The organism is Streptomyces flavofungini, assembly GCF_030388665.1.
GTDB lineage: Bacteria > Actinomycetota > Actinomycetes > Streptomycetales > Streptomycetaceae > Streptomyces > Streptomyces flavofungini_A.
In genome coordinates, this window is record NZ_CP128846.1 from 1,399,603 (window position 1) to 1,418,928 (window position 19,326).

The 19,326-nt window shown below is 71.6% G+C and carries 15 protein-coding genes; 3 read left to right on the forward strand and 12 right to left on the reverse strand.

Annotated features, from left to right (window positions below; all coding sequences use genetic code 11):
* Positions 1–43: 43 nt before the first annotated feature.
* Positions 44–1,219 (forward strand): aromatic ring-hydroxylating oxygenase subunit alpha, encoded by a 1,176-nt coding sequence (locus QUY26_RS05360; RefSeq protein WP_289943955.1) that lies wholly within the window; start codon positions 44–46, stop codon positions 1,217–1,219.
* 63 nt (positions 1,220–1,282) lie between these two features.
* On the opposite strand, the gene QUY26_RS05365 is transcribed toward QUY26_RS05360, so the two are convergent.
* Positions 1,283–2,293 carry a Ppx/GppA phosphatase family protein gene (locus tag QUY26_RS05365; RefSeq protein WP_289943956.1) on the reverse strand — a complete coding sequence of 337 codons (1,011 nt, stop codon included), beginning with the start codon at positions 2,291–2,293 and terminating at the stop codon, positions 1,283–1,285.
* Positions 2,294–2,566: 273 nt separating this feature from the next.
* Between QUY26_RS05365 and QUY26_RS05370 the strand changes: the two genes are divergently transcribed.
* Positions 2,567–4,108, forward strand: a complete 1,542-nt coding sequence (locus QUY26_RS05370; RefSeq protein ID WP_289943957.1) for an amidohydrolase family protein — start codon at positions 2,567–2,569, stop codon at positions 4,106–4,108.
* A gap of 136 nt (positions 4,109–4,244) precedes the next feature.
* On the opposite strand, the gene QUY26_RS05375 is transcribed toward QUY26_RS05370, so the two are convergent.
* The 5 genes from QUY26_RS05375 to QUY26_RS05395 all read right to left on the reverse strand — a co-directional run bounded on the left by QUY26_RS05375 (position 4,245) and on the right by QUY26_RS05395 (position 10,370).
* Positions 4,245–5,048: an ABC transporter permease gene (locus QUY26_RS05375; protein WP_289943958.1), complete on the reverse strand. Its 804-nt coding sequence runs from the start codon at positions 5,046–5,048 to the stop codon at positions 4,245–4,247.
* The gene (locus QUY26_RS05380) at positions 5,045–6,046 is read right to left on the reverse strand and encodes an ATP-binding cassette domain-containing protein (protein WP_289943959.1); all 1,002 of its coding nucleotides are present in this window, start codon (positions 6,044–6,046) and stop codon (positions 5,045–5,047) included. The genes QUY26_RS05375 and QUY26_RS05380 overlap by 4 nt, the downstream gene beginning before the upstream one ends.
* A 98-nt stretch (positions 6,047–6,144) precedes the next feature.
* On the reverse strand, positions 6,145–6,993 hold the full coding sequence (locus QUY26_RS05385) for a DUF4097 family beta strand repeat-containing protein (RefSeq protein WP_289943960.1): 849 nt from the start codon (positions 6,991–6,993) through the stop codon (positions 6,145–6,147).
* Positions 6,994–7,089: 96 nt separating this feature from the next.
* Positions 7,090–7,587: a hypothetical protein gene (locus QUY26_RS05390; RefSeq protein WP_289943961.1), complete on the reverse strand. Its 498-nt coding sequence runs from the start codon at positions 7,585–7,587 to the stop codon at positions 7,090–7,092.
* Positions 7,588–8,117: 530 nt separating this feature from the next.
* The gene (locus tag QUY26_RS05395) at positions 8,118–10,370 is read right to left on the reverse strand and encodes an MMPL family transporter (RefSeq protein ID WP_289943962.1); all 2,253 of its coding nucleotides are present in this window, start codon (positions 10,368–10,370) and stop codon (positions 8,118–8,120) included.
* 722 nt (positions 10,371–11,092) lie between these two features.
* Here QUY26_RS05395 and QUY26_RS41115 point away from each other — a divergent pair.
* A complete protein-coding gene (locus tag QUY26_RS41115) occupies positions 11,093–11,806 on the forward strand; it encodes a hypothetical protein (protein ID WP_436840270.1) in 714 nt (237 codons plus the stop codon).
* Between the two features lie 124 nt (positions 11,807–11,930).
* Here the strand turns inward: QUY26_RS41115 and QUY26_RS05405 are convergent, their stop codons facing one another.
* The 6 genes from QUY26_RS05405 to argJ all read right to left on the reverse strand — a co-directional run bounded on the left by QUY26_RS05405 (position 11,931) and on the right by argJ (position 18,733).
* A complete protein-coding gene (locus tag QUY26_RS05405; RefSeq protein WP_289943963.1) occupies positions 11,931–13,205 on the reverse strand; it encodes a cytochrome P450 in 1,275 nt (424 codons plus the stop codon).
* Positions 13,206–13,676: 471 nt separating this feature from the next.
* Positions 13,677–14,516: a DUF4097 family beta strand repeat-containing protein gene (locus QUY26_RS05410; RefSeq protein WP_289943964.1), complete on the reverse strand. Its 840-nt coding sequence runs from the start codon at positions 14,514–14,516 to the stop codon at positions 13,677–13,679.
* Between the two features lie 82 nt (positions 14,517–14,598).
* A complete protein-coding gene (locus QUY26_RS05415; RefSeq protein WP_289943965.1) occupies positions 14,599–15,144 on the reverse strand; it encodes a toxin-antitoxin system HicB family antitoxin in 546 nt (181 codons plus the stop codon).
* A gap of 205 nt (positions 15,145–15,349) precedes the next feature.
* Positions 15,350–16,588 carry an acetylornithine transaminase gene (locus QUY26_RS05420; RefSeq protein WP_289943966.1) on the reverse strand — a complete coding sequence of 413 codons (1,239 nt, stop codon included), beginning with the start codon at positions 16,586–16,588 and terminating at the stop codon, positions 15,350–15,352.
* Positions 16,589–16,670: 82 nt separating this feature from the next.
* Entirely contained in the window at positions 16,671–17,582 is a 912-nt protein-coding gene (gene argB / locus QUY26_RS05425) for an acetylglutamate kinase (protein ID WP_289943967.1), read from the reverse strand.
* Positions 17,579–18,733: a bifunctional glutamate N-acetyltransferase/amino-acid acetyltransferase ArgJ gene (argJ, locus tag QUY26_RS05430; protein WP_289943968.1), complete on the reverse strand. Its 1,155-nt coding sequence runs from the start codon at positions 18,731–18,733 to the stop codon at positions 17,579–17,581. The genes argB and argJ overlap by 4 nt, the downstream gene beginning before the upstream one ends.
* Between the last annotated feature and the right edge of the window lie 593 nt (positions 18,734–19,326).

Sequence of the window (19,326 nt, forward strand, 5' to 3'; positions counted from 1 at the left end):
CCGAGGAAGGCAGCACGTTCCCGAGGAAGGCAGGAAGTTCCAGATGATCCCGAACCAGTGGTATCCGATTCTGCGGACCGAAGACATCAAACGTGACGCGCCGACCGGCGTGCGCCGCATGGGCGAGGAGCTGGTGCTCTGGCGTGACCTGCGCGGCCGTCTCGTCTGCCAGTCCGCGCGCTGCCCCCACAAGGGCGCGAACCTCTCCGACGGCCGCCTCGTGGGCAATTCGGTGGCCTGTCCCTACCACGGCTTCCGGTTCGGCACCGACGGGGCGTGCAAGCTGGTGCCCGCGCTCGGCGCCGAGGGCCGGGTCCCGGCGTCGCTGCGGGTCGACACCTACGAAGTGCGCGAGAAGTACGACCTGGTGTGGCTGTGGTGGGGCGACAGGCGCGCGCAGCTGCCGGACATCGAGCTGCCTCATGAACTCGCCGAGCACCCGCGGCCGTACGAGACCATCACCTTCAGCCGCCCGGTCCACTACACCCGCTACATCGAGAGCCTGCTCGAGTTCTACCACGTGACGTTCGTGCACCGGGACCACTGGGCGAACATCATCGACTACACGTTCATGTACGGCAGTTGGAAGAAGCTGTGGACGGACGGCCGGGAGCGGTACATCGCCGCCAACAAGATCGTCAACCATCGCGTGGACGTCGAGGGCACGATCATCCGCAACACCTTCGACCAGTGCGAGGAGGGCAACCCCGACAACACCTGGCACTTCGACCTGATCTACCAGGCCCCGTGCATGACGCACGTGCGCCAGGGTCTCCTGGAGGTCACGACCTGGCTCGTGCCCATCGACGAGCATCACACCCAGGCGATCATGCGGCTGTACGAGTACCCGCTGCTCAAGTGGATGGTGCCCGTCAAGCCGCTGCGGCCGCTGGTGCTGCGTCTGTCGCTGATGATGGAGCAGTACGTCCAGGACCGGCAGGACAACGACATCATGGCGCGCCAGGAGCCGAAGGTCAGCGAGCGCGGGGTGAACAAGTTCATCGCCGTCGACGAGATGAATGCCAAGTACCTGCAGATGCGGGACCGGTTGAAGGCGGAGGCGCGCGCCGAAGGGCCGGTGGCGGTCCCCGTGGCGGGCGGGGCGAACGGGCACGGGGCGGGCACCGGCGACGGGGCCGACGGCGCGAACGGGAACGGCGGCGCCGAGCGGTCCGGGAAGGGTGCCCGCGCGGGCGGTCTCAGCAGGTCCGCGCCCTGACCCCGGTGCGCGTTCCGGCGCGGACGGCCGGAGCGTGCACCGTGCGCGGGGCCGCGGCGCGGGTCAGGACGAGGCGACCCGCAGCGAGAGCCGGCCCGTGCGACGGCGGCTCTCGCCGTCGGTGAGCTCGCTCGTGACGCCCGCCCACCACTGGGCGCCCTCCTCGATGTGGCGCAGCAGGATGCCCTCGCGGACCGCCCAGGGGCAGATGTCCGCCGACTTCACGCCCATGAGTTTCATGGCCGTGTGCCCGACGACCGCCCCGGCCAGGCTCTGGGCCGCCCGCGGCGCCGAGATCCCCGGCAGCTGGGCGCGTTCGTGCGCGGGCAGCAGCGCGAGCTGGTCCTTGGCCCGGCGCAGCGCGGACCGCTTCAGGCGCCGGGACGCGAACAGGCCGCGCCGTCCTGGCACTTCACCGGTCAGGCGGGCCAGTTGCTGGAACGTCCGTGAGGTGGCGACGGCGGAGCGGGGCCCCTCCCAGCGGATCCGTGCGGCCACGTCCCGCAGTTGGTGGCGCACCCGGCGCCGCAGCTCCTTGACCGCCTGCGGGGACGGCGGGTCCGCGTCCTGCAGGAACTCGTGCGTCAGGCGGTTCGCGCCGAGCGGCAGGCTCGCCACGAAGTCCGGCAGCCGCCCCCGCCCGAACGCCACCTCCAGCGAGCCGCCGCCGATGTCGAACAGGACGAGCGGCCCCGCCTGCCAGCCCAGCCACCGCCGCGCGCCGAGGAACGTCAGCTCCGCCTCCAGCTCACCGGGCAGCGTGCAGAGGCCGACGCCGGTGCTCGCGCGGACGGCCCGCAGCACGTCGAGGCGGTTGGGCGCGTCCCGCACCACCGCGGTCGCGAAGGCCAACGGCTCGTCGGCGCCCCACCGTTCGGCCGTCGCCGCGGCCTCGTCGACGGCGCGCACGAGGTGCCGCACGGCCTCCTCGTCCAGCGGGCCGCCGGGCTCCACCCGCTCGGACAGGCGCAGCCGCCACTTCGCGGTGTGCACGGGCAGCGGCGCCCCGCCGGCGGCGTCCGCCACCACGAGGCGCACCGTGCGCGATCCGACATCCAGCACGCTCACTCGCATGAGCCCTCAGTACCCCCGGCGCGATCCGACACGCACCACGATTCGGTCACCTGTCGTTTCCTCATACTTCTTCCGTACGACATCCTTTCGTCAACCGTCGCGCGGGGAAAGGTCATTTCGCCCCCTGATCCGTTGGCGGCTCCCAGTCGGTTGAAGCATCCCCCGCTCCAAACGCGGCCGAAGGCCGAGGGAACAGGAGGGAAGCCGACGGAGGCCGAGGGAAACCGAGGGAAGCTGTCGGGAGGGGGCGCGGGCGGGGCCTAGCGTGGGCGCATGACTGCTGCTGCCGCACCGCCCGGACACCTCCATGATCTGGTCCTGCGCGGGGGCCGGGTCATCGATCCCGAGACCGGTCTCGACCGGATCGCCGACGTGGCCGTGACCGCGGGGACGATCTCGGCGGTCTCGCCGACGGCACCGGCCGCCCCCGCTCCCGAGGCTTCCCCGCGGCCGCCGTGGCGTCTTGCCGCCCGTCGGACGCTCGACGTGACGGGCCTGGTCGTCGCCCCGGGCTTCATCGACCTGCACAGCCACTCGCACACCGTGGCGGGACACCGCCTGCAGGCCCTCGACGGGGTGACGACGGCCCTGGAGCTGGAGCTAGGCCTCTCCCCCGTCGCGGAGGCCTACCGGCAGGCCGCCGTCGAGGGCCGACCGCTCAACTACGGCTTCTCCGCGTCCTGGGCGCAGGCCCGCATGGCCGCCGTCGGGGCGCTGCCGCACGGCGGCGGAGCGGCGGCCGCCCTTGACCACCTGGGCAACGCGGCCTGGCAGCGCGAGGCCCGTCGGCCCCAGGAGGACGCGCTGCTCGAACTGTTGCGGCGCGACCTCGCCGACGGCGCCCTCGGCATCGGCCTGATCGTCGGCTACGCGCCCCGGATCCGGCCCGAGGAGTACCTGGCCGTGGCCCGCGTCGCCGCGCTCGCGGGGCTTCCGACCTTCACGCACGCCCGGAGCCTCGTCGAGCAGGTCGCGGACACCCCGGTCGACGGCGCGGAGGAGATCGCGCGGGCGGCGGGCGAGACCGGGGTGCACGCCCACTACTGCCATGTGACGTCGACGTCCCGGCGGCACACCGACCGGGTCCTCGCCCTCATGGACCGGACCCGCTCCGAGGGCGGCCGGGTCTCCACGGAGGCGTATCCGTACGGAGCGGGCATGACCGCCGTCGGTGCCGCGTTCCTCGCGCCGGAGCTGCTGCCCTCGGCCGGGCTCGACGTCACCGACGTCGTCATCGCGGCGACGGGCGAGCGGGTCCGCGACACCGACCGGCTGCGCGAGCTGCGCGCGGCCGACCCGGGCGCCCTCGCCGTCCTGCACTTCCTCGACGAGGCCGACGCGCACGACCGGGCGTTCATCGACCGGGCGCTGCTGCACCCGGCCACGGTCGTCGGCTCCGACGCGATGCCGCTGACCTTCACGGGACCGGCGCCGGACCCGCTGGCGTGGCCGCTGCCGCCGGGCACCGCGGTCACCCACCCGCGCACCGCGGGCACGTTCGCCAGGATGCTGCGCCGCTACGTCCGCGAACTCGGCGCCCTCGACCTCCTGGACGCCGTCGGCCGCGCCACGCTGTTGCCGGCGCGCGTCCTGGAGTCGGGCGTGCCCGCGCTGCGCCACAAGGGGCGCGTCCAGGTCGGCTGCGACGCCGACCTCGTCGTCTTCGACCTCGCGACGGTGGGCGACCGGGCCACGTACGCCGAGAGCACCGCGCCGTCGGTGGGATTCACGCACGTGCTGGTCGGCGGGACGCCGGTGGTGGCGGACGGGGAGGTGGTGGCGGGGGCGCTGCCGGGGCGGCCGGTGCGGCGCTGAGCGCCCGGGGACCGGCCCAGGGGCCCGGGGGCCGCGGAGGCCCGAGGGTGTCCGAAGTCCCGAAGTCCCGGGGCACAGAGCGAGGGCCTCGGAGTCCGCCGACTCCGAGACCCTCAGTTCAGGGGGAGCTGCGCTCCTACCGCTTGGCGTCCTTGTTGAAGGAGGCCTTGGCCCACAGGTAGCCCAGGATCGACAGGCCCGCGAGCCAGGCCAGGGCGATCCAGGCGTCGTTGCCGATCTCGGTGCCCAGCATCAGACCGCGCAGGGTCTCGTTCATCGGCGTGAAGGGCTGGTACTCCGCGAACCAGCGGATCCCCGCCGGCATCGAGTCCGGCGTCACCACCGCCGAACCCAGGAAGGGCAGGAACGTCAGCGGCATCGGCGCGTTCGACGCCGTCTCCACACTGTCCGAACCCAGACCGATCGCCGCCGAGATCCACGCCAGCGCGAAGGCCAGGAAGACCAGCAGACCGATCGCGGCCACCCACTCCACCACGTTCGCGTTCGGACGGAAACCCACCACCAGCGCCACACCGATGACCAGGACCAGACTGATCAGCGTCTGCACCACATTGCCCACCACATGCCCCACCAGCACCGACGCCCGCGAGATCGCCATGGTCCGGAACCGGTTGATGATGCCCTCGGTCATGTCCGAGCACACCGCCACCGCCGTCGACACCGCACCAGAGGTGATCGCCATCAGCAGGATGCCGGGCGTGACGTAATTGGTGTAGTCACCGCGGTCCCCGCCACCACCGACCCCGGGGATGTCGATCCCCCCGCCCAGCGCGCCGCCGAAGACGTACACGAACAGCAGCAGCATCAGGATCGGCATCGCGACGACCGAGACCGTCATCGACGGATAACGCTGCGCGTGCTTGAGGTTGCGGCGCAGCATCGTCATCGAGTCACGCACGGCGTACGAGTTGGTGCTCATCGCTGAGCCTCCTTCACAGCGGTCGCGCTGTTCGCGTCAGAGGTGGACTTGCGGCCCTGACCGGTCAGGGCCAGGAACACGTCGTCGAGGTCGGGGGTGTGCACCGTCAGCGCCTCGGCGTGGATGCCCGAGCGCTCCAGGCCGTCGAGCACGCCGCGCAGCGCCGGGATGCTGCCGTCGCTGGGGATCTGCAGCGTGAGGTCCTCGTCGTCGCGCGTGGCCTGCGGGAGGGCGCGGGCGGCGGCGTCGTGGTGGGTGGCGTCGTTGAACTTCAGCTTGATGTAGCCGCCGGGGATGCGGCGCTTCAGCTCCTCGGCGGTGCCCTCGGCCACGATCTTGCCGCCATCCAGGACCGCGATGCGGTCGGCGAGCTGATCGGCCTCTTCGAGGTACTGGGTGGTGAGGAAGATGGTGGTGCCGCCCGCGACCAGGTCGCGGATCATGTCCCACATCGTGCGACGGCTGCGCGGGTCCAGACCCGTCGTCGGCTCGTCGAGGAAGATGACGCTGGGGCGGCCGACCAGGGTCATCGCCAGGTCCAGCTTGCGGCGCATACCACCGGAGAAGGCGGACGCGGGCTTCTTCGCGACATCGGTCAGGTCGAAGCGCTCCAGGAGTTCGGCCGCACGGCGCTGGCCCTCGGCCTTGTCGAGGTGCAGCAGGTCGGCTATCAGGAACAGGTTCTCCTCAGCGGTCAGCAGACCGTCCACCGCCGCGAACTGCCCGGTGACACCGATCTCGGAGCGCACCGCGTCCGGGTCCTGCTCGAGGGAGTGCCCGGCGACCGTGCACTGGCCCTCGTCCGCGCTGATCAGCGTGGAGAGGATCTGCACCGTGGTGGTCTTGCCCGCGCCGTTGGGACCGAGCAGGGAGAAGATCGTGCCCGGGGTGACCTGCAGGTCGACGCCGTCCAGTACGACCTTCTCGCCGTACGACTTGCGCAGCCCAAGGGCGGTGATCCCCTTGGATGCCCCGGTCGGTTGGGTGGTGGCGGTCATCGTGCCCCTTCTCATTTCCATTGGTGTCTCAAAGGTCGTTCTGTGTTGCTGCGGCCTGCTCGGGTCGTCTTCCGTGCTGCGGTGTCGTGCCCCGTGTGTCACACGGGCTGCGCGCGGCGGATCACGATGTCGCCGACGCCGGTGCGGGCGCGCACCTGCACGGTCTGCGCGCCCTTGCCGGGGGCGGCGGAGGCACCGAGTGAGTTGTGGACGGCGCCGGCCTGGGAGGTGACGTCCAGCCAGGCGGCGGTGCCCAGGTTGATGCCGACCTCCAGGTCGCCGGTCTGGGTCTGCAGGTCGACGCGGCCGCGGGCGATCTGCTCGATGCGGGTGTCGCCGTTGGCGGACTTGGACGCGACGCCCGCGTGCGCCCGGCCGACGAAGATGTTGCCGTTGGCCACCTTCAGCCGCAGTTCGCCGGTGACCTGGTCGATCCAGGTGTTGCCGTTGGAGTTCTTGACCTCGGCGGCGCCGTCGATCTCATGGACGCGGATCTGGCCGGAGCCGGTGATGATCTCGGCCATGCCGCCGATGTGCTGGACGGTGACGTCGCCGCGCTCCGTGCGCAGTCGTGCGGGTCCGGTGCGGTCCAGGCGGATGTCGCCGTCCATGGTGGTCAGCTGGCACTCGCCGAGCGTGCCGTCGCCGGTGAAGTCGCCGGTGGCCGCGGCGCCGTTGACGCGGGAGCCGCTCGGCAGCCGGATCTCGACGGCGACGGACCCGGAGTCGCCGCGCCGGTTGGCGGACTTGGGCGTGCGGATCGCGAGGCGGCCCCGGCTGAAGTCGACCCTGGTGTCCCGGGCGGCCCGCAGGTCGGCCTCGTCGCCCTCGGTGCGCGGGTGCACCTCGACGACGGTGATGGGGCGCTCGCCCGCGGTGATGTGGGCGACGCCCTGCTCGACGTGGAGCGTGGCAGTGATCGGCTCAGGGGTGTCAAAAGTAGGCAAGGGTGTCCCATCCTCGTGACTCTGCTGGGCGTCCCCACTGGCGGGACGGCTGGTTTCGGCGTCAGGCGGCCGTGGGCCGGGGGCGGTCCGTGGGGTCTATGTGCACGCCACCGATCCGCGGTTCCCGTCCGGCTCCAGGGCGTCCGAGACGGCTCGCACCAGCCAGGAGTTGAGCGAGACCCCTTCCGCCGCGGTGGCCTGCTCGGCCCGGAGCTTCAGCCGCGCCGGGAGGCGGAGGTTGATCCGCGAGGCGCCGCCGTCCTCCGGCTCCGCTGCGGGGCGCGGCACGGGCAGGGCCGGGAGCCGGTCGGACGCGCTCCGGTCGGGGCGCTGCGCGAACGGCTCGCCGCCGGGCGGCGGGGTCACGACGAAGTCGGGGTCGAGTCCCCGCAGCCGTACGTCGACCGAGCCGGGCGCGAGTTCGAGGGTGATCTCCCGCGTGGCGTCGGACAGCGCGTTCAACAGGGCGAGCCGGGTCGCTGTCTCCAGCGTCGCGGCCAGGCGCTCGGCGAGCGCGCGGGCGCCCTCGTCGCCCGCTTCGGTGGCGACCGCGAGTTCGTGCCGGAGATTGGCCACGTACGGCGTCAGGTCCATGCTGCCATCATGGCACACCCATGGCGCCACAGCGAGCCATCATGGCACCACACCCTTTCCCTGATGTGTGCCGGACGCCGTGTCCGGCACGTTTGCGCTCTTCAGGGCGACGTTAGACCCGGGATTGCCGCCGGAACAGGGTTTCTGGCGCAGACGCAGACCGCTCGGCGGATCGCCCTCTTCCAGGGCGGCGCCGACCGCGCGCGACGCCGCCGAGGAGCGCGCCACCAACCGGGCGCGCCCCCTGTTTCGTCCCGGCGACCAGGACACGCCGCCGGGAATTCCTCGCGCCCCCGCACACCACGAAGCGGGTCGCGCCGACCGGGTGAGCCGGTGCGGCCCGCTTCAACACCCTCTCGGGCAGCGCACGTTGACCCGCCGCCAGAACAGGGCGCAGGCGGTCCGGCAGCGGCCTCCACGACCGTGCTGACCCGCCTCGGGGCAGCTTTTCCGCCTCAGGTCTGGCTGTGTGCCACTCCTGGTGCTGTACGTCCGCTCCCGCCCGGGCGTCAGTCGGGGCGGCTCCCGCCTCAGCCCCGGTACTGCGGCTCGGGCCGGCGCTGTTGCGGCGGCACCTGCTGCTGCGCGGCGAGGCGCCGGGACAGCTTCTCGCCCTCGACGTCCATGTTCGGAAGCAGCCAGTCGAGCCACTTCGGCAGCCACCACGCCGACCTGCCCAGCAGGGCGAACAGCGCGGGCACGATGGTCATGCGGACGATGAAGGCATCGAAGAGGACGGCGACGGCGAGACCGAAGCCGATCATCTTGACCAGGTCGTTCTCCTCCATGATGAAGCCGGAGAAGACGCTGATCATGATGATCGCGGCCGCGGTGACCACCCGTCCGCCGTACCGGAAGCCGGTGACGACCGACTCGCGCGGTTCGACGCCGTGGACGTACGCCTCGCGCATCCGCGTCACCAGGAACACCTCGTAGTCCATCGCGAGGCCGAAGACCACGCCGATCATGAAGACCGGCATCGTGCTCATGATCGGGCTCGGCTGGTCGACACCGAAGACGTCCGCGAGCCAGCCCCACTGGAAGACCGCCACCACGGCGCCGAGCGCGGCGGCCACCGAGAGCAGGAAACCGAGCGCCGCCTTCAGCGGCACCAGGATCGAGCGGAAGACCAGCATCAGCAGAAGGAAGGCCAGGCCGACGACCGTGCCCAGGTAGGGCAGGAGCGCGTCGTCGAGGGTCTTGGAGAAGTCGATGAACATGGCCGTCTGGCCGGTGAGAAGGATTTCGGGGCCGTTGTCGGCCTTGATGTCCTTTGCCACTCCTCGCAGGGATTTGACCAGATCCTTGGTCTCGTCCTCGGCCGGGCCCGTCTTGGGCACGACGTTCACGATGGCGGTGTCGTTGGCCTTGTTCGGCGCGGCGGGGCCGACCGACTCGACGCCGGGCTCCTTCTCCATGCGCTTGCGCACGGTCTCGGCCTCGGCCTTGACGTTCTCGCCCTCGATGGTCACCATCAGCGGACCGTTGAAGCCCTTGCCGAAGGAGTCCGACATCATGTCGTACGCCTTGCGCTGGGTGGTGTCCGGCGCCATGGTGCCCTCGCTGGGCAGGCCGAGCTTCATGCCGGCGGCGGGGACGGCGACCGCGCCGAGGCCCACGACGGCAAGGAGCAGGACGGCGACCGGGTGGCGCAGGATGAAGCACGCCCAGCGGGCACCGAGGTTCGGCTGCTGCTGCTTCCGGACCCGCTCCTCGGCCTTGCGCTGCTTCTTCTCCGACAGCGGCTTGTCCTTGTGCAGCGCGCGGTCCTTGCGGGCGAGCACCTTGACGGGTGCGAAGCCGAGGAGCGCGGGGACGAGCGTCACGGCGATGAGGACGGCGATCGCGACGGTGCCCGCGGCGGCCATGCCCATCTTCGTGAGCATCGGGATGTTGACGACGGCCAGGCCCGCCAGGGCGATGATGACGGTGAGTCCGGCGAAGACGACGGCGGTGCCCGCGGTGCCCACGGCCCGCCCGGCCGCGTCCTGGCGTTCGCGGCCCTCGGCGATCTCCGAGCGGTAGCGCGAGACGATGAACAGGGCGTAGTCGATGCCGACCGCGAGGCCGATCATCATGGCCAGGGTCGTGGTCGTGGACGACAGGCCGACGGTGGAGCCGATCGCGGTGATGCCGGAGATGCCGACGCCGACACCGACGAGCGCGGTGAGCAGCGGCATGCCGGCGGCGATCATCGAGCCGAAGGTCAGGATCAGGACGATCGCGGAGACGGCGATGCCGATCGCCTCGGAGGAACCGCCCACGGACTGCTCGACCTTGACGGCGTCGCCGCCGGCCTCGGCCTTGAGTCCGCTCTTGCGGGCGTTCTCCAGCGTCTTGTCCAGGGCCTCGTGCGCCTTGTCGTTCACCTTGGTCTGGACGACCTTGTAGGTGGCGGACACATAGACGGTGGACTTGTCCTTGCTGACGGCGGCGTTGCCCGCGTAGGGGTCGCCGACGCTCGCCACCTGGGGCGCCTCGCGCAGCTCGGCGATGACCTTGTTGACCTTGGCCTTCTCGCCCGCCGCGGTGATGTCGCCGCCGGGAACCCGCAGGACGACGCGAGCCGTCGCGCCGTCGGCGCTCGCGTCAGGGAACTTGTCCTCGAGGAGGTCGTAGGCCTTCTGCGACTCCGTGCCCGGCATCGAGAACGCGTCGGCGGGGGGCGTCGGCGCGGACGAGGCAGCGTAGCCCACCCCGCCGAAGATCAGCACCCAGAGCAGTGCCATCAAACCGCGTCGCCGGAAGGCGAAGCGGCCCAGTTTGTACAGGATGGTAGCCACGGCGAAAGGGACTCCTGTCGGGTAGTCAGGAACACGGGGACCGTGCGAGAACCGCGCCGGCGGTCTCGCTGCGCGCTGCCGCGGGACTCGACGGGCCAGCCACGGCGGCGGCCTGCGGCAGACGGATGGACGGCACGGCTACGTCGGACCGGGGAGGCCGAGTCCGGCTCCGCTCACACGCGCCGAGGGGGCCGCGAACCCGAGCCGGAACTCGTCGACGTACCGCGTGGCATCCACAGCGCTACGATGGCACCACGATGGTGCCATGGCAAGCCACCATGGCACACATTCGGCACCAAGGCATCGCCACCCCTCGCCAGCACCACCCTCAAGGGGTAATCGACAATAGGAAAGCGGGCTTTTCGAGTGCCCGTTCGGGCGTGCGGGAGCCGCGAGTTGGCGCCACGCCCGCACGGATCCAGGCACCGGAAGCGGCGCTTCACCAGGTCACCCCCATCCGTCCGCACCATCGCCACATCCAGGCCCGAATGGGTTGCAGTAGCCGATCCCGAAGCGAAAACCAGCCAGCACCCTTTGCGGGCCTTGACTTCCAATGGGCCGCTCCATTCGCGACAGCGAAGTACTCCAAGGTCGCCACCGCCCCACAGCGGCACTTCCACCGTCAGGGACAAGCACGCATCAAGTAGCCGACAATCGGTCAGCCGTCGAGGGCGGGAGAAAGTGGCACTTGTATGGCGCCATATTTGTGCCATCATGGCGTCATGGACCTCACGCCATACGTCGACGATTTCCGGCACGAGCTCGTAGTCGCCGCAGACGCGGGCGGAGACGAAGCCCGAGCCCTGGCCCAACGCCTCACCGCGCCGCTGGCGACAGCGGCGCGGCTCACCCTGCTCAACGCGCTGTCCGACGCCATGGGAGAGGTGACCCGCGACCTCGCGCCCGGCTGCTCGGTGGCCGTGCAACTCCGCGGCCTCGACCCGGAGTTCGTGGTGACGCCATCCCCCTGCGGCCACGCCCTCGCGGAGCGCGAGCAGGACAGCGGCGCACGGAGACACACACCGGCGCCCGTGACGCCGGTGGCGCCCCTTCTCGACACCGGACTGCACGGCGGTTTCATCCGGCTGCAATTCGCCACCGTGAGCGGACTGGAATCAGCCACCGCCCTCTTCGACCTCGCCACCCCCGACCACGAGGCACTCGCCCTGCACCTGCCGAGCGACGGCACCGTGCCCGCGCTCCGTGCCGTCCTTGACGCCCTGGACGACGCGGCGATCGAGGCCACGCGGCTCACCGTGCACAGCGCCGGCCTCGACGACGTCGCCCATTCCCTCATCGGCATGCCCCAGGCGAGCGCCGGGCTGCCCCAAACGGGCATCGAGTTCGTCCCGTCGAACGACGAGCTCGCCTGCCGCAAGTCGTCGCCACGCACCCCGCGCAAGCCCCGCAAGTCCCCCCGGGGCGACGCGGGCTGAGGGCCGGCCGCAGGCCGCAGGCCCTCGCCGCACGCGGCTCGGGACCCGTCCCGTACGCGGCTCAGGGCCCCTCCCCTCCTCGGGGCACGGCCTCTCCCCTACGCGGGCGGGAGCCCCGTCGACATCACGCCGCCGCTCGTCCCGGCCCTCCCGCGGTGAGCAGCGGCAGCTCCCGCGCACCCGTCAGCTCCGGGTTCGCCATCAGGACGGGCGGGTTGTCGGGGTCGGTGCGCAGGTCCGGGTAGCGCTCCAGGAGGATGCCGAGCGCGATCCGCCCTTCGAGCCGCGCGAGCGGCGCTCCGAGACAGAAGTGGATGCCCCGGCCGAAGGCCAGGTGGGGGTCGGGGTCCCGCCCGGGGCGGAAGTCGTCCGGGCCGAAGAACACCCGCTCGTCGCGGTTGGCCGCGCCGACCCACAGGGCGAGCGCCTGCCCGGCGGGCACCCGCTGTCCGCCGAGTTCGACTTCCCGGGTCGTGGCCCGGTAGAAGACCTGGAACGGCGTGAGCAGGCGCAGCGACTCCTCGATCACGGCGGGCAGCCCCGTCGGGTCCCGCCGCAGCGCGTCCCCGTGCTCCGGATGGGCGTCCAGGCAGAGCACGGTGTTGCCGAGCAGCATGGTCGTGGTGACGTGCCCGGCGATGAGCAGCAGCTGGGCGAAGTTGCCGAGCGCCGCGGGGGACAGCCGTTCGCCGTCGACCTCGGCCTGGACGAGCAGCGTGAGCAGGTCCTCCCTCGGGTGGCGCCTGCGGTCGTCGGCGTGCTCCGTGAAGTACTCGTTCATGCGCCGCCCGAGGTCGAGGGCGGCGGCGACCTCGTCCACGCCGACGCCTCCACCGCCTCCACCGCCTCCGGTACCGCCCGCGCCGACTGCGTTCGGCCCTTGCTCGCGCGGGAAGATCTCCTCGCTCCACTGCCGGAACAGCGGGCGGTCGGCGGCGGGGACACCGAGGAGTTCGGCGATGACGGTCACCGGCAGCGGGTGGGCGAGGTCGTCGACGAGTTCCAGCGCGCCGCGTTCGTCGGCCCGGTCGAGCAGCTCATGGGTCAGGGCGCTGATTCGGGGCGCGAGGCCCGCCACGAGCCGGGGCGTGAAGGCCCGGCCGACGAGCTGCCTGAGCTTGCGGTGGTCGGGCGGGTCCATCTGGGTGAGCAGGCCGCTCTTCTCGTAGTCCGGGGCGTCGGGGGCGAGTTGGCGGACCGTGTCGGACGAGTAGGTGGCGGGGTCGGAGAAGACCTCGACGACCTCCGGGTAGCCGTGCACGTTCCAGATCCCGGTCCGCTCGTCGAGGGTCACCGCCCGCTCCGGGCGGGTGCCGCGGAGCCAGAAGTGGGCCGGGGGCGCACCCCACTCGTCGGCGCGGGCGGTGAGAGGGACTTGGCGCAAGGACTGGTAAGTCATGATATTTCACCTGTTTCAGGGCGTGCCAGGGCACGCTCCACGGGTCGGGGACCGCGCGGTACGGGAGGTGGGGGGGGAAGGTGGCGCGTCGGGGCCGCGACGGCTCTGCCGAGGGCGGGCGGCGATCAGCGCGTGCGGGGTGCGCGTGCGGGGTGCGCGTTCGCCCCGCGCTCGGGACGCGGGCTCCGTGCGCGGCCGGCACGAGCGGTACCGGCGGTACGCCGCCATGTACCGCAGCCTGATCACGGGCTCCGGCCGGGCGGACCGGCCGACGAAAGGGCGGGCGGGCCCCCGGGCGCGGCCGGATCAGGGCGCGGCCGGATCAGGGCGCGGCCGGATCAGGGCGCGGCCGGATCAGGGCGCGGCCGGATCAGGGCGCGGCCGGATCAGGGCGCGGCCGGGGGTTCCCGGAAACGCGGCGAGGGCGCGGTGCCGACCACCGCGCCCTCGTGCTGCCGTCAGGCGCCGTGATCAGGCGCGGCGTATGACGATGTCGCCGCGGCTGGTGACGGCGTGTATCTCGACGGCCTCTTCCGGCAGTTCGGGCGCTTCGGACGCACCGAGCGAATTCCGTACGTGGCCGACCTTGGTGTGCACGTCCAGCCAGGCGGCTGATCCTTTCCGCACTCCGACCTCCAACTCGCCCGCGGCGGCGCGCAGCTCCACGCGGCCGCGCGTCACCTCGCCGACGCGGATGTCACCGGTGACGGAGCGGGCGGTGACGTCGTCGTACACCCGGCCGATGCTGATGTCGCCGCGGTTGACGGTGGCCCGCAGGCGTCCTGTGACCTCTTCGATGTCGGTGTCGCCGCTGGAGTTCTTGAGGGTCAGCGCGCCGTCGACACGGCCGATGCGGATGTCACCGGAGGCCACACGGATGTCGGTCTCGCCGGTGACGCTGCCGACGGTGACGTCACCGAAGCCGCTGTTGAGCTGAAGCCGTCCGGCCCGCTCCAGTTGGATGCGGCCGTGCCCGGTCTTGAACTCGCACTCCCCCAGGTCGCCCTCGCTGTAGATGTCGGCCATGGTGGCATCGCCCGACACCCGTGATCCGGCGGGCAGTTCGACGCTCACGTCGACGGAGCCGCCGGAGCCGAAGAGGCTGCGCCGGCGCGGGGTCCTGATCAGCAGCCTGCCCTGGCCGTACTCGACGCGGGTCTGTTCGGCGGCGCTGCGGTCGGACTGGCTCAGCCCGTTGCTCGGGCTCACCTCCACCACGGTCTCGGTGCGCGCGCCCGCAGTCAGGCGCAGGAGGCCCGCGTTGAGCTGCAGGGCGACAGAGATGGGCTCGGGGGTGTCGAAGGTTGGCATGGCTGCCCCGTCCTGTGGGTCTGTCGGGCGTCCCCGCTGGTGGGACGGTTGAGGGAGGGTGACACTGCGGTGCGGGCGGCGCTCAGCCGACCCAGCCGGTGTGGCTCCGGCCGCCGCGGTCGGCGAAGCCCTGCGGCCCCGCCTCGGGGGCGACGGTCCGCTCCTCGGGTTCCAGAGCCGTCGATATCGCCCGTACGAGCCAGGCGTTGAGCGAGAGTCCTTCCCGCGCCGCCGCCTTCTCGGCTCGCAGCTTGAGGCCGGAGGGCAGCCGAAGGTTGATCCTGACCGTGGTGCGCAGGTCCTCGGCGGACAGGGCCGGGGGCGGCACCGGGGCCGGTCCGGCCGGGGCCGGCTCGGGCGCGGCGCGGTCGGACCAGTCGTCGAGCGGGGCCGGTGTCACCACGAACTCGGGCTCGCGGCCGCGCAACCGTACGTCCACGGAGCCCGGTGCCAGTTCACCGGTGATCTCGCCCGCCGCGTCGGACAGGGCCCGCAGGAGCGTGAGCCGGGTCGCCGACTCGAGCTGCGCGGTGAGGCGCTCGGCCGTCGCCCGCGCCTCATCGCCGTCCGCGTCGGCTGCGACGGACAGCTCCCGGCGGAGAGAGTCGACGTACGGCGTGAGATCCATGACGCCACTATGGCATCACGATGGCGCCATTGCAAGCCGAAATGGCTCATACTGGCGCAGCCTGGCGACCGGACGGAGCCAGTAAATCTTGAGGACGCTTCCCCGCGGCGCCCTGGGCGACAGAACCGAAAGGGCCGCCCACCGGTTGGCGGGCGGCCCTTTCGGTCGATGGCGGTCGATGGCGGTCGATGGCGACCAGGCGGTGTCAGGCCCCTGCCTCACTCCGCACCCGGTCGAGGACTCCGGGCAGCGCGCGCAGGAACGCCGTCACCTCTTCCTCGCCGACGATCAGCGGCGGGGCGAGCCTGATGGTGTCCGGCAGGGCGGCGTTCACCAGGAGTCCCGCGTCCTGCGCGGCCTGCTGCACGCGCGGGGCGACGGGCTCGGTGAGGACGATGCCGAGCAGCAGTCCGGCGCCGCGGACCCGGTCGACCAGCGGGTGCCCGAGCGCCTCGATGCCCCGCCGCAGCGCCTCGCCCTGCCGCTTGACGTGGTCGAGGAGTCCGTCGCCGTGAATGGTGTCGAGCACCGCGAGCGCGGCGGCACAGGAGACGGGGTTGCCGCCGAAGGTCGTGCCGTGCGCGCCGGGCGCCATCAGCTCGGCGGCCGGGCCGAACGCGAGCGTCGCGCCGATGGGCATGCCACCGCCGAGGCCCTTGGCGAGGGTGAGGACGTCCGGCTCGACGCCGTGCGCCTGGTGCTCGAACCAGTGGCCGGTGCGGCCGATCCCGGTCTGCACCTCGTCGAGGACGAGCAGCGCCCCGGCGGCCCGGGTGATCTCACGGGCCGCGACCAGGTAGCCGGGCGGCGGCACGACCACGCCGTTCTCGCCCTGGATCGGCTCGATGACGACGAGCGCGGTGTCCTCGTCCACGGCCGCGCGCAGCGCGTCGGCGTCACCGAACGGCACGTGCGTGACCTCACCGGGCAGCGGCTCGAACGCGGCGCGCTTCGGGGGCTGGCCGGTGAGGGCGAGGGAGCCCATGGTGCGGCCGTGGAAGCCGCCCTCGGTGGCGACCATGCGGCGGCGCCCTGTCAGGCGGCCGATCTTGAAGGCCGCCTCGTTCGCCTCCGCGCCGGAGTTGGAGAAGAAGACGCGGCCACAGCGCCCGGTCAGGCGGAGCAGGCGCTCGGCGAGCCGCACCGGCGGCTCGGCGATGAACAGGTTCGAGACGTGGCCGAGCCTGGCCACCTGCGCGCTGACGGCGCGGACGACGGCGGGGTGCGCGGTGCCGAGCGAGTTGACGGCGATGCCGCCGAGGAAGTCGAGGTACTTCCTGCCGTCGGCGTCCCAGAACGCGGCACCCTCGCCGCGCACCAACGGCACCCTCGGCGTGCCGTAGTTGTCCATCAGCGACGCCTGCCAGCGCTCGGTGAGCTTGATGTTCCCGCGCTCCCCCGCGGCGTCGCCCGTGACGCCGGTGTCGCTCGTTGCCTCGTTCATCCCATCCCCTCCATGCCGGGCACGCTCATCGCGCCCCCCTTCGACGGCCCCGCTCACCGCAGAACCTCCCCGGCAGCCCCGCTCACCGCAGATCCTCTTCGATGTCCGGCATGACCAGCGTGCCGATCTCCTCGCGCGTGAACATCTCCAGGAGCACCGAGTGCTGGACCCGTCCGTCGATGACGCGCGCGCTGCCCACGCCGTTGCGGACCGCGTGCAGGCAACCTGCCATCTTGGGGACCATGCCGTCGGCCAGCTCCGGAAGGATCTTCTCCAGTTCGCTGGCGCTGAGCCTGCTGATGACCTCGTCGCTGTGCGGCCAGTCCGCGTACAGGCCCTCGACGTCGGTGAGGAAGACCAGCGTGTGGGCGTTGAGGGAGGCGGCGATCGCGGCGGCGGCGGTGTCGGCGTTCACGTTGTAGACGTGGTCGTCGTCGACGCTGCGGGCCACCGGCGAGATGACCGGGATGCGGCCGTCCGCGAGCAGCGCCTCGACGGCACCGGGGTCCACTCCGGCGATCTCGCCGACGCGGCCGATGTCGACCTTCTCGCCGTCCTCGTCCTCGGGCCAGTGCTTGGTCGCGGTGATGGTGTCCGCGTCCTCGCCGGTGAGGCCGACGGCGAGCGGGCCGTGCTGGTTGATGAGGCCGACGAGCTCGCGCTGCACCTGGCCCGCGAGGACCATCCGGACCACGTTCATGGCCTCGGGCGAGGTGACCCGGAGGCCGGCCTTGAACTCGCTGTCGATGTCGTGGAGTTTCAGCGCTGCGCTGATCTGGGGGCCGCCGCCGTGCACGACGACCGGCTTGAGCCCGGCGTGCCTCAGGAAGACGACGTCGTGGGCGAAGGCGGCCTTCAGCTCGTCGTCGATCATGGCGTTGCCGCCGAACTTGATGACGCAGATCTTGCCCTGGTGGCGGTTGAGCCACGGCAGCGCGTCCATCACGGACTGCGCCTTGACCAGTGCGGGGTGCTCCTGCGTGCTGATCCTCATGACGAGTACGCGCTGTTCTCGTGGACGTACTCGGACGTCAGGTCGTTGGCCCACAGCGTGGCGCGCTCGGCGCCGGCCGCCAGGTCCGCGGTGATGACGACCTCGCGGCCGGACATGTCGACCGCGGTGCGGTCCGCGCCGATCGAACCGTCCTTGCAGACCCAGACGCCGTTGATGGCGACGTTCAGGCGGTCCGGCTCGAAGGTCGCGGACGTGGTGCCGATGGCGGAGAGCACGCGGCCCCAGTTCGGGTCCTCGCCGTGGATGGCGCACTTGAGGAGGTTGTTGCGGGCGATGGAGCGCCCGGCCTCCACGGCGTCGTCCTCGGTCGCGGCGTTCACGACGTCGATGCGGATGTCCTTGCTCGCGCCCTCGGCGTCGCCGATGAGCTGGCGCGCCAGGTCGTCGCAGACGGTGCGGACGGCCTCGGCGAACTCCGCGTACTCCGGGGTCACTCCGGAAGCGCCGGAGGCGAGCAGGAGCACGGTGTCGTTGGTGGACATGCAGCCGTCGGAGTCGACCCGGTCGAAGGTGAGCCGGGTCGCCTCGCGCAGCGCCTTGTCCAGGACGTCGTTCTCCAGGTCGGCGTCGGTGGTGAGGACGACGAGCATCGTGGCCAGGCCGGGGGCGAGCATGCCCGCGCCCTTGGCCATGCCGCCGACCGTCCAGCCATCGCCCTCGACGACCGCGGTCTTGTGCACGCTGTCGGTGGTCTTGATCGCGATGGCGGCCTTCTCGCCGCCGTCCGCGGAGAGTTCGGCGACCGCGCTCTCGACGCCCGGCAGGAGCTTGTCCATCGGGAGCCGGACGCCGATGAGGCCGGTGGAGGCCACGGCGACCTCGCCCGCCCGGTGCCCCTCCAGGCTCGCCGCGACCTTCTCGGCGGTGGCCCGGGTGTCCTGGAAGCCCGCCGGGCCCGTGCAGGCGTTGGCGCCGCCGGAGTTGAGGATGACGGCGCTCACCGCGCCCACCCTCAGAACCTGTTCACTCCACACCACGGGGGCGGCCTTCACTCGATTCGAGGTGAAGACACCCGCCGCGGAACGGCGCGGGCCGTTGTTCACGACCAGGGCCACATCCGGATTTCCGCTGATCTTTATTCCGGCCGCGACGCCTGCGGCCGAAAAACCTTGTGCTGCCGTGACGCTCATGGCGCTACTACTCCTATAGTGGAAGTTCCCAGTTTCCCGGGAAGGCCGAGGGGGACCACCGACAATGACATGACTCGAGCCGCCCCATTCCTCGATTCTGGCGACGGGGTGCCGCGCTTCCACAACTCCCCGTCCGCCCTTTCCTGTCGAACGCCACACATCGCTGATCTGGCAGTTCATCGATGTGTCACCGGCACTGCCGGGCGTACTCGCCCGACAACCCGCAACAAACTACAGGCAATTCAGGCTTTCGGCACCGGGCTGTCCTGTCCACGGGACAGCGGCCCACCGGGGCCGACCCGCCCCGGAACCTCATGCATGGCTCGCAAGGATCGCCGGAGAACCAACCGAGAAGGTTCGACAGCGCTCTTCGCGGTCGCGGCGGGCCCGGCGAAGGTCCGGAGCTCTTCCGACACTTTTCACGGAATTTTGATCCGGTCGCAGTGAATACTTCACGGCATCACCGCCGGAACACCCCGATCCCTACCGACAATTCGTCGGCGAACAGCCGGGTCTGGACGCCGGGCCCGTCCCCGACCGACAATGACGAAGCTGGTGGACTCTGTCCGCCGGCCCCTGGAACGAACGGCTTC

Excerpts from the sequence above, each read along its gene's own strand:
- QUY26_RS05360 (WP_289943955.1), top strand. The coding sequence starts at position 44 with ATGATCCCGAACCAGTGGTATCCGATTCTGCGGACCGAAGACATCAAA.
- QUY26_RS05370 (WP_289943957.1), top strand. The coding sequence starts at position 2,567 with ATGACTGCTGCTGCCGCACCGCCCGGACACCTCCATGATCTGGTCCTG.
- QUY26_RS05405 (WP_289943963.1), bottom strand. The coding sequence starts at position 13,205 with ATGACTTACCAGTCCTTGCGCCAAGTCCCTCTCACCGCCCGCGCCGAC.
- QUY26_RS05420 (WP_289943966.1), bottom strand. The coding sequence starts at position 16,588 with ATGAACGAGGCAACGAGCGACACCGGCGTCACGGGCGACGCCGCGGGG.
- QUY26_RS05375 (WP_289943958.1), bottom strand. The coding sequence starts at position 5,048 with ATGAGCACCAACTCGTACGCCGTGCGTGACTCGATGACGATGCTGCGC.
- QUY26_RS05415 (WP_289943965.1), bottom strand. The coding sequence starts at position 15,144 with ATGGATCTCACGCCGTACGTCGACTCTCTCCGCCGGGAGCTGTCCGTC.
- QUY26_RS05380 (WP_289943959.1), bottom strand. The coding sequence starts at position 6,046 with ATGACCGCCACCACCCAACCGACCGGGGCATCCAAGGGGATCACCGCC.
- QUY26_RS05390 (WP_289943961.1), bottom strand. The coding sequence starts at position 7,587 with ATGGACCTGACGCCGTACGTGGCCAATCTCCGGCACGAACTCGCGGTC.
- argB (WP_289943967.1), bottom strand. The coding sequence starts at position 17,582 with ATGAGGATCAGCACGCAGGAGCACCCCGCACTGGTCAAGGCGCAGTCC.
- QUY26_RS05410 (WP_289943964.1), bottom strand. The coding sequence starts at position 14,516 with ATGCCAACCTTCGACACCCCCGAGCCCATCTCTGTCGCCCTGCAGCTC.
- QUY26_RS41115 (WP_436840270.1), top strand. The coding sequence starts at position 11,093 with ATGGACCTCACGCCATACGTCGACGATTTCCGGCACGAGCTCGTAGTC.
- argJ (WP_289943968.1), bottom strand. The coding sequence starts at position 18,733 with ATGAGCGTCACGGCAGCACAAGGTTTTTCGGCCGCAGGCGTCGCGGCC.
- QUY26_RS05365 (WP_289943956.1), bottom strand. The coding sequence starts at position 2,293 with ATGCGAGTGAGCGTGCTGGATGTCGGATCGCGCACGGTGCGCCTCGTG.